This window comes from Mesorhizobium sp. M7A.T.Ca.US.000.02.2.1, from assembly GCF_003996995.1.
In the GTDB taxonomy this organism is placed as follows: domain Bacteria; phylum Pseudomonadota; class Alphaproteobacteria; order Rhizobiales; family Rhizobiaceae; genus Mesorhizobium.
This window is the reverse complement of sequence record NZ_RZTT01000224.1, coordinates 1-10,095: the sequence shown is the minus strand read 5'-3', so window position 1 is coordinate 10,095 and position 10,095 is coordinate 1. Positions and strand designations below refer to the sequence as shown.

Here is a 10,095-nt window from a genome sequence, read left to right as displayed (position 1 = left end):
GTATTTGATGGCAAGCGCGTTGTCGGCGAATTCGAAATGGATCTGGCGGAAGCCGAAGTCGCAGCGTTGCGCCCAGGCGGCCAGCCCGATATCTTTGTCAGACAACCTTTCCCAGACGCATTTGTCGATCGGCGGGCGCGACGGCGCCGGCTCGTCTGCCATCGCGGACATTGTCGCGGATGCAAGCAGGGCGCAGGCCCAGATGATCGATCTCATGGCTATTCATCGCTGCATCCTGTTTAGGTAAAGGCATCCCATGAGGAGCCGTCTGGATTGGCATTGGGGAAGTCGGCTGGCACGCTCAAACCAGCCCGAGCAGAAAGGCCGCGCCACCGAGAAAGCCTGCCGAGCAGATCCATAGCAGCCAAAGCCCCCGGACCCGGCATTCGAGCACCGCCGAGCCGGGGTTGGCGGGGTCATAGTGGACGTCGACCTTGCTGCCTTCGACATACTGCCGTGCCTGGCCGCCGACGAGGCCCGGCAGCGAGGCAGTCACGGTGGCGCCGAAGGCCACACGATCGGCGCTGTAGCGCTGGCCGGCGACGCCATAGGAGTAGACGATGCGGGATTTGAAGACGGTGCGCCAGCGGCCATAGCCTGAATGGTTTCGGAGCGCCTGCAGACCTGAAGTGTCGATGCGGCCAACCACGATCGGCCATTTTGCCGCCTGCTCGGCCAACGCTTTCTGGGCGAAACCGATGCTCAGGATGAACAAGCCCATCAAAAGCAGCAACGCCGCGGCGCCGAGATTCTGCGGTTTGGGCAAATGCGGCCCGATCGCCTCCAGAACACCGCCAACGGAAAACACCAGCACAACCGCGCCGATCGCCAATCCCGCCGAGAGTTGGACCATGAACTTGAAGGCGCCGTCCGGCAGGGTGCGCTCGATCACCGCTTTGCTCGGATCGGCCGGATTGTAAAAGACAGTCACGTCCGCGCCGCGGGGAAACTGGGCAAGGGTTTCAGCGACTTCGAAATTCCCCAGATTTTCCTTCACGCTGTAGCGCGAGCTTTGAAACTTCTTGCCGCCGATCTTGTATTCGAAGGTGATCGCCGGAAAATTGCGCATTTCGGTGGTGTCAGTGCTGTCCGAACCAACGCCCGAGTTTCTGACCTCACGTGCCTCGACGCGCGAGGAAATGATCTTTCCCGGCGTCGGCAGCCAGCGGCTGAGTGCCTTCACCTCTCGCCATTTCATGAAGGTGATGAACGACAGCGCGCCCGCGACCACGCAGGCAAAGCCGACAAGCATGATCTTGAGTTCCAACTCGTCTCCCCCCAGGAGTGCAGGAACCTGCACATAGACAGCATGGCGGCGGCAATGTCTTGTATTTTCGCAAATCTGAAAAGGCTGAGCAGCGCAAACGGCAACAGCCCACGCCGCGTCATGCAGGCTTCACGGCCAGGAACGTGTTCCATTCTTCGCTATCGCGGCCGACGTTGAAATCGTCCCTGATGAGGACGAGCCCGGAGCCTTCGAGACGGGCCGCGAAGTCGTCCCTGCGCCAGTAGACGATATGATATTCGCCTGATGTCTCGCCGTCGCCATTGCGCATGGAGACGAGGAAGGCGCCGCCCGGGCGCAGCGACCCGGCTATCTTGGCAAGCACCTGGTCGGTCTCGTCGCGAGGCACATGGATGAGGACGCATAGGGCCAGGACCGCGTCGTAGGGGCCGCCGAGATCATCGGTGATGAGATCGAGCAACTCGCCATGCTTGCCACGCGCGGCCTGCAGTTCCAGGAACCGCTTGGTCGCGTCGGTGCGCCGGACTTTGACACCCAAACTCTCCAGAAAATCCGCGTCGTATCCGGCTCCGGACCCGACTTCCAAAATCCGGCCGCCTGTGCCGGCAATCGCCACCAGGCGCTTCAGCGATGCCTGCCCCTTCACGTTGGGGACATGGCGCACGATGGCATCATATTGTTCCGCATAATCCTCGTAAGCGCTGATCGTTTGACGGCTCTGCGCCAGAGCCTCCGATGACACACCCATCTTTCCTCCCATGCGTCCATGTCGGTCAAAGACCCGGACACTTTCCTCAGCGAATGCTGCCGGCGGAAGCGTGTCCATCGAGCAGTCCGATGTCGCGTTGCCCAGACCGCGGACATCAGGCAGAGCGAAGTGCGCCGGGACTGACGACTGTCTCAGTTGGCGTCGGCTACCGTCTGCCGGCCGCCGGCCCAGGCGCGCCATTGCCGTTCGTCGCCATGGAAGACATTGAGGTCTATGCGGCCGGTGACGCCGTGCGACAGGCCGGAGCCGGAATACTGCCAGAACAGCCATTTGCGGCCGGGATAGACTTTTGACGGATGCTGAGCCACGGCACGCAGCCAGAACGGATAGTCGAGGAATTCGCCCCTGAGATTGTCGCGGTAGAAATCGGGCGCGGTGTAGATGATGGGACGTTGGCCGTAATGCCGCTCCAGCTTGTCCATGAACACCTGCATCTTTTCCAGCACCTTTTCGCGCGACGGCCGCCGCTTGCAGCTGGACTCGCCATTCCACTCGACGTCGATCACCGGCGGCAGTGCGCCTTCGACCCTGGGCACGTTGCGGATGAACCAGTCCGCCTGCTCGCCCGCCGTGCGGCACCAGTAGAAGAAATGGTAGGCGCCACGCTTCAAACCGGCGGCGTCGGCGTTGCGCCAGTTTTTCATGAACATCGGATCGAGGTGGTCGCCACCGTCGGTCGCCTTGATGTAGGCGAAGTTGGCGCCCTGGGCGCGCAATTTGTCCCAGTTCACGTTGCCTTGCCAGCGCGAGACGTCAACGCCGTGCACGGCAAGATGGCGGGGCGAACCCTTGCCGAAATGGATCGGCTTGGCGTCGCGAAAACCGTAACGGGTGAGTGGCCCGGCAAGCATGGCCGGTGCCGCACGGGTCAACAGCTTGGGCGGCGACACCAAGGCTGCCGGCTCGACCGGCAACCCGCCGACCTCAGGCACTTGGGGATCAGGCACATCAGGTGCGGCAAACACCCCCGTCTCTTCCTCCCCCGCCAAACCGAACGGGCGCGTTCTTTCCCCCGGACCGTTGTCAGACATGGGAGCCAATCCGGCCCTTGCCGCCCTGTTGCCCCTTGCCGCCGGCACAGGGGCGATCGGTGCCGGCGGCCGGATCACGGAACTGGTGGTCTCGTTGGACGGTTTCTGCAAATCCAGCGCATCGACGCCTGATGTCGACGAGCAGCCGGCAAGGCATAGCGACACGATCAAAAAACTGACGACGCCCGGAATCCGCATCTGGACCTGTACTCAAAACACAACAGACCGAGGGCAAAACGACAGCCGACGGACAAACCGGATCAGTTATGAATGAGAAATTACCAATAAAGTTTGAATCAAGTTTTTTTTCCATACCGCGTGCAGGTAAGCGCGATGGAAACCGGCTAGGATTTTCTGAACACGCCGATCATCGGCCCGAGATTCCAATAGTCGTCTTTGCGGCCGATGGCAGGCGCAAACAAGCTTGATATCGTGCCGTCGAGGAACAGCGCGTTGTCGCAGCCGAGCGCATCGCGGAACAGACGGGCGAAGGCATGGAAGGTCACCGAGCCATTCGAAATCGCAAAAACCGCGACGCCGTCCTTTCGCACCCCGACACCGTCGCGGGTTTTCCGTGAAGTGCCGTCAGCCTGGAATTTTGGATGCAGCTTGCCGTCGATCACCAGCATCGGCCCCGATTGCGTCGCATAGTCGACGGTCGGGCGCCTTTTCACGAAATCCCTGGTGGCACGGACCGCGGCCTTGCCGTTGCGCATGTAGAAAATGCCGTTCGGCTGCAGGGAAAAATTGCCGCTTCCCGATCCCGTTTTCACCGAGGCCATCTCCTGGCCACGCTCGACATAGAGGCCGACCGGCGCGAGGTTCGGGTGATACATACCGGCATTGATGCCGAACAGCATGGTGCGCCCTGCCGCCTGTTGCGTGGCATGCAGATTGTGCAGCGACTGAAACGGCTTGCCCGCCGCATCCTTCCAGAACAGCTCGAGCTGATATCGTTTTGGATCGACCTCGCAAACGAGATAGCTGGTCGCCTCGAAGGTGAAGTCCCGGCATGGCGGCAGTGAAGCGGTCCACTGGCCAAATCCCATGCCAAATGCCGCCACCGACGGCAGTGCGCCCTTGGCCAATGCCAGCAGCAACGGCAATGATTGCAGGAGGGTCAGGAAATCCATGCGCTTACCGGAATCGAAGTTCGAGGTCCGGTACGGATATAACCTGTTTCAAGCGAGACTGTGAAAGGCTCTGGACTTAGGCAAGCCATCCCATGGCGACGCTCAACAACAAGACGATGCCGAGCAGGCCGCGATAGATGACGAACGGCCAGGCCGAGAAACGCTCCAGCACGTGCATCAGCCCCCATATGGCGAAGAAGGCGGAGATCGACGCAACGACCAGCCCGACAGCAAGCACCGACCAGCCATGGGCGTCGAGATGGACCTTGTGCAGTTCCCAGAGTTCCTTGAGGCCGGCGAGCGCGATGGCAGGCAGCCCGAGCAGGAATGAGAAGCGCGCCGCCTCGGCCCGCTTGAAGCCGAGCCCCAATGCCGCCGTCAGGGTCGAGCCCGAGCGCGAGACACCCGGAACCAGCGCGCCGATCTGGGCAACACCGACGAGCAGCGCATCGGTCAGCGACGCACCGCCCATGCTGCGCCGGTGACGGGCAAAGATCTCGGCCAGCGCCAGCAGGATCGCCATTGCGATGCAGGCCCAGCCGATCACCGTCAGGCTGCGTAGCGGCGAATTGCAGGCGTTGAGTACGCCCGACAGCGCCACGCCGGCGATGACGATCGGGATCGTCGCCAGCACGATCCAGAGCGCCAGCTTGAAATGCCGGTCGGCGAAATCGCGTCGCGCCAGAGCGTCGAACGAACCAAACAGGATATTCCTGACATCACTCCAGAAATAGCTGACCACCGCGGCAAGGGCCGCGAGTTGCATGGCGGCGGAGAAGGCGGAGCCAGGATCCTGCCAGCCGAGCACGGCCGGCACGATGCGCATATGGGCGGTCGAGGAAATCGGCAACAGTTCGGTGATGCCTTGCACCACGCCGAGGAACGCCACCTTGGCGAACCCCAGGCCGACGAAGCCCGTATCCAGGCCTTGTGTGCAGATATCGGCCAAAATCGAATTCCGTGCATGAGAGATCGGAGTTGCGTGGACCGACCATCGGTCAATCCCGGGCAAGCCTTATCGTCATGGGCCGGATAATCAATTTACGGATTTGTAAGCTGGCGTGCCGAAGTGCACGCCGTTCGAAACCGGCCCACCTTGGAGCCGGCTTGAGATACACAGCGAAAATCGCAAAGCGACTACGGGCAGAGCCAGAGTTTCTGGCATGTCCTGGCGATCACATGCGCCGGCGGCACTTCGGGCTCATCGGTCGAAGGCCGGCGAGCCCGTTCGAGCAGCATGCGCACCTGTTCGGGGCGCACACGATCGCGCTCCATCACAAGCAGGACCATCGGATCGCTCAAAAGCTCGTCCAGGGTGCTGATGCTGTCGTTCATCCGTCGTCTCCTCGAATGCCGTACCCGCGACCCTTAAATAGGACGACAAAGATGGCTCGCCAATGACGCTTTGCCGGCTATCTCGTGTCGATTTGGATTAAATTTTGGCCATGCTTGCGCTCTCCCCTGGCCCTTGGCGCTGCGCGTCGATCCATTTCCTTCCACAACAAGGGGAGAAGGGAAAAATTAGCCTGGCGGAGGGGCGCCTTCGTATTTCGGCAGGCTGTCATCGAGCACCACCCGGGGCTGCCTCGAGCCCGTGAAAATATGCATTCGCGGCTTGAAAACCGTGGGATCGTCGAGCCATGCGAGTGGGGGTGAAGCGATGACGCCGAAAGCCGTCATCGCTGCCACGGAAAGCCGGCTGCCCGCTAACAGCCGGCGGCTTTGGCGTTCACTCCGTTTCGCCGACGACCTCGTCCCAGGTTTTGACCTTGGTCTGGCCGTTGAGGAACGGCAGCGCGGCGGCCGTCAGTTCGGGGGCGAAGAAAGTGTCGTAGTGGGTGCGGTTGGGCAGGATCGCCAGGCGGTTCTGCGACAGGTTCTCGCGCATCCAGCCGGCATCCTTCAGCCCGCCGCCGAGCATCTGATAGAACTTGATCTCGTGTTCGGGCTTGTACATATCGCTGTCGCCATAGACCAGCATGACCGGCATCTTCAGCTTGGCGACGTCGGCCGAGTAATCGCGGTTCTGACGCATGAAGCCGCCCAGCGCATCGAGGAGCTTCGGGAACTCCTCAGGATGCGGCGCCACGGCGACGTAGGATTTGTACATCGGCGTGTCCTTCATGAACTCAGCCGCGGCCGCGCTCACCTGTGCCTGCTGGGGACGCATCTCGTCATAGAAGCCGTCCGTGGCGTAGCCGGTCGATACCAGGACGAGGCGGCGCACCGCTTCGGGATTCTGGACGGCCATGCGGAAGGCGACGCCGCCGCCCAGCGAATAGCCCATGACATCGACCTGATCGTAACCGAGCGCCTTGACGATGGCGGCCATGTCGTCGCCCATCGCCTCCACGGTGAATGGGCGGTCGCCCAGCGCGGTGCGACCGTGACCCTGCAGGTCGACGCCGATGACGGTGCGGTTTTCGGCAAGTTTCGGCAGGATCGGCGCGAACATATCCGTGGTGCCGAGACCGCCATGCAGCAGAAGCAGCGGCTCGCCCTTGCCATAGATGGCATAATAATAATTCAGGCCGTTGATCGGCAGCAGGCCGGACTTTTCCGGCTTCGGCAGTGCGTTCGTCTCAGTCGTCATGGCGGGTTTTGTCTCCTCCGCATTGGTGGTGCCTGGGCAGCCAACGAGCGCTGCAACCGAAGCAAGAATGGCGAAAAACAGGGTTTTGGACATATCGATCTCCTCTCGTCATGCCGGTATCAGAGCGTCATGCGGATCAAAGCGTTTTGGCGAGTTCTTCGAGCTGGTCGGCGCACTGTCCCCAACCCTCGTGGAAACCCATCTTCTCATGCTGTTCGCGGTCGGCGACGCTCCAGTGCCTGACCCGAGCGATGTAGCCGGTCTTGCCTTTGCCCTCGTCCTCGAAGGTCAGCGCGACGGTCATGAACGGCTTTTCCGAAGGCTGCCAAGCCTCTGTGTAGGCGTCGGTGAGGACGATCTTCCTGCCGGGAACGACTTCGAGGAAGACTCCCGGGTTGGGGAATTCGTTGCCGTCCGGGCTAGCCATGACGACAAGGCTCGAGCCGCCGGTGCGCACATCCATCTCGGCGCGCGGCGTCGTCCACGGCTTTGGCGAGAACCAGCGCGTAATCAGTTTCGGGTCAGTCCAGCAGCGATAGACGTTCTCGCGCGGTGCATCGATGATGCGGGCGAGAACCAGTTCACGGTCGTTGGTGGGGGCGATGTCGAGCATGATGGTCATGATGGCGTCCTGCGTTTGATCTGGCTTCCGTCCCAAGGACGAGCCGATGAACCGCAAACCGACATCGCCCGCAAAGAAAATGTCGACACCGTCTCGATGGGCCGAGGCGTCACTCACCTTCGTCATCAATGGGCGAAGCAGGAGCGCAGTGACGCAGCGCAGACCCGAGGATGACGAAGCGACAAAAACCTCTGCGCCGAGAAACCGGACGTGTCAGTGGCGCTTGGCTTGCACCAGATAAGCCTCGATCTCGGTCTCGCCGAGCCACCTTGCCGCCTCCAGCCGGTGCAGGCCTTCGACGAGGATGTGGCGCTTACCGTCATGGCGGACCTGGATCGGCGTCTTCATGCCGTTTTCCAAAATGTCCTCGGCCAGATGGCGGACGGTCTCGGGATGCAGCGTCTTCTTGCGCGCCGTCGGCACGTAGATCTCGTCGACCTTGACCTTTTGCACTCTGAGCATGCCGACCCCCATGGCGGAAACGCCGCCTCCCCTGAGATAGTCCGTTTGATGGAGGCGGCCAAGGGTGCGGCTAGCGAATGCTGGCCCGATCGTTTCTATTTGACGCGTGACCGGCAGATCGCCGAAATGGCGGCCCTCGACCTTTTCAGGTGTTCATGACCCATCTGCCGACCGAATTCCCCGATTTCGGACTGACGCCGGAGCAGCGCCGCCACGCGGTGCGTGGCCATTATTACGAATGGCCGGGGATGGATGGCGAGCGCGGCGAGATCTGGTGCTACAGCGACCGGTTTTCCTATCGCGCCGGCGAAACGGTGGCGTTGCATGTCAGTTCGACAGCTCCGAACTTCGGCATGACAATCACCCGGGATGGCGGCAGCGAAACCAAAGTGTTCGAGAAATCGGGCATCGCGGCACGCCGGCAGGACACACCCGACCAGTGTTCGGCTGAAGGCTGCGGCTGGGACGCATCCTTCGAATTTCGCGTCGGGGCGGACTGGCCGTCCTGCGCCTATCGGGTCACGCTGACCGCCGACGGGCGCGACGGCAAGCCGATCCAATGCCACCATATTTTCATCGTCAGCCCGCAGCCGGGCCGTAAACCTGGCCGCGTGCTGCAGGTGGCTGCGACGGGCACCTGGCTGGCCTACAACACCTGGGGCGGTTCCAACCACTACCAGGGCATCACCGGGCCGGACCGCAACCAATACTCGCCCATCGTGTCGACACAGCGCCCCTGGTGCCGTGGCTTCGTCGTGCTGCCGAAAGATGCGCCGCGCGTGCCGCTGGAAGTCGCCGTCCCGCCCAAGACGATCCCGCGCTATCCGCACATGGAATGGGCGCTCGCCACAGGCCATTCGAAAAAGTACGCCTCGTCGGGTTGGGCCAGCTATGACAGCCATTTCTTCCGCTTTGCCGAGCGAGCCGGCTATCAAGTCGATCTCGCCAGCCAGCATGATCTCCATTTTTCGCCGGAAATTCTCGACGGCTACGACTGCGCCATCTTCGTCGGCCACGACGAATATTGGACCTGGGAAATGCGCGATGCCGTCGACGCCTATGTCGAGCGTGGTGGTCATGCGGCGCGCTTTGCCGGTAACTTCATGTGGCAGACGCGGCTTGAGGACGAGGGCCGCCGGCAGGTCTGCTACAAATATCGCTCGCGTGCCGAAGACCCGGCCTATCTCCCAGGCGGCGACGTCACCCGCGCCACCAATTCCTGGGAAGCGCTGGAAATCGGCCGGCCGGGTTCGGCTACCTTCGGGCTCAACGCGACGCGCGGGGTCTATACCGGTTGGGGCGGCTGCGCGCCGCGCGGCGTGCGTGGTTTTCCGGTCTACCGGCCCGAGCACTGGGCCTTTGCCGGCACCGGCATCTACTATGGTGACCTGTTGGGGGCCGACAGCCATGTCTATGGCTATGAGGTCGACGGGCTCGACTTCGAGATACTCAGCGGCCTGCCCTACCCGACCGCTACCAGCGGCGCGCCAGACGGCTTGCAGGTTCTCGCCGTCGGCATGGCATCCCAGGTTGAGGAAAGCGCCGATATCCCGATCGAGGACCAGTTCCTCACCGACGAGGATGGCCGCTTCACCGCCGAGACGCTGTTCGGCGAGGCGAGCGACGCCAATCTGGAAAAGGTCAAACGCGGCAACGGCATGATCGTCAATTTCCCGCGCGGCAAGGGCGAGGTGTTCCACGCCGGAAGCTGCGAATGGGTCGCCGGCCTGCTAAGACAGGACCCGATGGTCGAACGCGTCACCAAAAATGTCCTCGATCGTTATCTCGGAAAGCCCTGACATGTCGAAAGTCCAGACCGCCGCGCAAGCCACCGACGCCCGGCGAGACTCGCATCTGTTCTATCTGTCCAGCCTGCGCCGGCCGCTGATCGACCGCGCCGAGGGCATCTATATGTGGACGCAGGACGGCCGCCGCTTCATCGACGGCTCGAGCGGCCCGATGGTCGCCAATATCGGCCATTCTAACCGCAATGTGCTGGATGCCATGAAGCGGCAGATGGACCGCGCCACCTTTGCCTATCGGCTGCATTTCGAGAACGAGCCGGCGGAGGAGCTGGCACGCGAACTGGCAGGCAAGCTGCCGGAAGGCATGGACCGAATCTTCTTCGTTTCGGGCGGCTCGGAAGCGACCGAATCCTGCATCAAGCTGGCGCGGCAATGGGCCGTCGCCACCGGCCAGGCCAGCCGCTGGAAGGTGATCACCCGCTTCCCCTCCTATC

Annotated in this window: 12 protein-coding genes; 3 read left to right on the top strand and 9 right to left on the bottom strand. The window is 62.2% G+C overall.

Features of this window, described 5'->3' with window-relative positions; translation table 11 throughout:
- Positions 1-301: 301 nt before the first annotated feature.
- From EOD15_RS20525 to EOD15_RS20515, 3 genes are all read right to left on the bottom strand, one after another.
- Complete coding sequence (locus EOD15_RS20525; RefSeq protein WP_245463723.1) at positions 302-1,267, bottom strand: DUF3592 domain-containing protein; 966 nt, start codon at positions 1,265-1,267, stop codon at positions 302-304.
- Positions 1,268-1,385: 118 nt separating this feature from the next.
- Positions 1,386-1,994: a class I SAM-dependent methyltransferase gene (locus tag EOD15_RS20520; protein ID WP_127408772.1), complete on the bottom strand. Its 609-nt coding sequence runs from the start codon at positions 1,992-1,994 to the stop codon at positions 1,386-1,388.
- Positions 1,995-2,146: 152 nt separating this feature from the next.
- Positions 2,147-3,046, bottom strand: coding sequence for a glycoside hydrolase family 25 protein (locus EOD15_RS20515; RefSeq protein ID WP_245463722.1), 900 nt, complete (start codon positions 3,044-3,046; stop codon positions 2,147-2,149).
- Here EOD15_RS20515 and EOD15_RS36850 point away from each other — a divergent pair.
- On the top strand, positions 3,045-3,320 hold the full coding sequence (locus EOD15_RS36850) for a hypothetical protein (protein WP_206618654.1): 276 nt from the start codon (positions 3,045-3,047) through the stop codon (positions 3,318-3,320). The genes EOD15_RS20515 and EOD15_RS36850 overlap by 2 nt on opposite strands.
- A 70-nt stretch (positions 3,321-3,390) precedes the next feature.
- Here EOD15_RS36850 and EOD15_RS20510 read toward each other — a convergent pair whose 3' ends face one another.
- The 6 genes from EOD15_RS20510 to EOD15_RS20480 all read right to left on the bottom strand — a co-directional run bounded on the left by EOD15_RS20510 (position 3,391) and on the right by EOD15_RS20480 (position 7,856).
- Positions 3,391-4,179 (bottom strand): phosphodiester glycosidase family protein, encoded by a 789-nt coding sequence (locus EOD15_RS20510; protein WP_127321897.1) that lies wholly within the window; start codon positions 4,177-4,179, stop codon positions 3,391-3,393.
- Positions 4,180-4,255: 76 nt separating this feature from the next.
- The gene (locus tag EOD15_RS20505) at positions 4,256-5,128 is read right to left on the bottom strand and encodes an undecaprenyl-diphosphate phosphatase (RefSeq protein WP_127321898.1); all 873 of its coding nucleotides are present in this window, start codon (positions 5,126-5,128) and stop codon (positions 4,256-4,258) included.
- A 188-nt stretch (positions 5,129-5,316) separates the two neighbouring features.
- A complete protein-coding gene (locus EOD15_RS20500) occupies positions 5,317-5,514 on the bottom strand; it encodes a hypothetical protein (RefSeq protein WP_013532087.1) in 198 nt (65 codons plus the stop codon).
- Positions 5,515-5,908: 394 nt separating this feature from the next.
- Entirely contained in the window at positions 5,909-6,865 is a 957-nt protein-coding gene (locus tag EOD15_RS20490) for an alpha/beta hydrolase (RefSeq protein WP_127321899.1), read from the bottom strand.
- A 43-nt stretch (positions 6,866-6,908) separates the two neighbouring features.
- Complete coding sequence (locus tag EOD15_RS20485) at positions 6,909-7,394, bottom strand: SRPBCC family protein (protein WP_127321900.1); 486 nt, start codon at positions 7,392-7,394, stop codon at positions 6,909-6,911.
- A 213-nt stretch (positions 7,395-7,607) separates the two neighbouring features.
- The gene (locus EOD15_RS20480; protein WP_127269873.1) at positions 7,608-7,856 is read right to left on the bottom strand and encodes a ParB N-terminal domain-containing protein; all 249 of its coding nucleotides are present in this window, start codon (positions 7,854-7,856) and stop codon (positions 7,608-7,610) included.
- Positions 7,857-8,011: 155 nt separating this feature from the next.
- On the opposite strand from EOD15_RS20480, the gene EOD15_RS20475 reads away from it, so the two are divergent.
- Entirely contained in the window at positions 8,012-9,655 is a 1,644-nt protein-coding gene (locus EOD15_RS20475; protein ID WP_127322217.1) for a N,N-dimethylformamidase beta subunit family domain-containing protein, read from the top strand.
- Position 9,656: 1 nt separating this feature from the next.
- Positions 9,657-10,095 (top strand): aminotransferase class III-fold pyridoxal phosphate-dependent enzyme (locus EOD15_RS20470; protein WP_148129595.1); only part of this gene is annotated, 439 nt, incomplete at its 3' end.

Bases quoted from the DNA above. Each gene is read 5' to 3' on its own strand.
- EOD15_RS20485 (WP_127321900.1), bottom strand. From the start codon at position 7,394: ATGACCATCATGCTCGACATCGCCCCCACCAACGACCGTGAACTGGTT.
- EOD15_RS36850 (WP_206618654.1), top strand. From the start codon at position 3,045: ATGGGAGCCAATCCGGCCCTTGCCGCCCTGTTGCCCCTTGCCGCCGGC.
- EOD15_RS20475 (WP_127322217.1), top strand. From the start codon at position 8,012: ATGACCCATCTGCCGACCGAATTCCCCGATTTCGGACTGACGCCGGAG.
- EOD15_RS20500 (WP_013532087.1), bottom strand. From the start codon at position 5,514: ATGAACGACAGCATCAGCACCCTGGACGAGCTTTTGAGCGATCCGATG.
- EOD15_RS20510 (WP_127321897.1), bottom strand. From the start codon at position 4,179: ATGGATTTCCTGACCCTCCTGCAATCATTGCCGTTGCTGCTGGCATTG.
- EOD15_RS20490 (WP_127321899.1), bottom strand. From the start codon at position 6,865: ATGTCCAAAACCCTGTTTTTCGCCATTCTTGCTTCGGTTGCAGCGCTC.
- EOD15_RS20515 (WP_245463722.1), bottom strand. From the start codon at position 3,046: ATGTCTGACAACGGTCCGGGGGAAAGAACGCGCCCGTTCGGTTTGGCG.
- EOD15_RS20520 (WP_127408772.1), bottom strand. From the start codon at position 1,994: ATGGGTGTGTCATCGGAGGCTCTGGCGCAGAGCCGTCAAACGATCAGC.
- EOD15_RS20480 (WP_127269873.1), bottom strand. From the start codon at position 7,856: ATGCTCAGAGTGCAAAAGGTCAAGGTCGACGAGATCTACGTGCCGACG.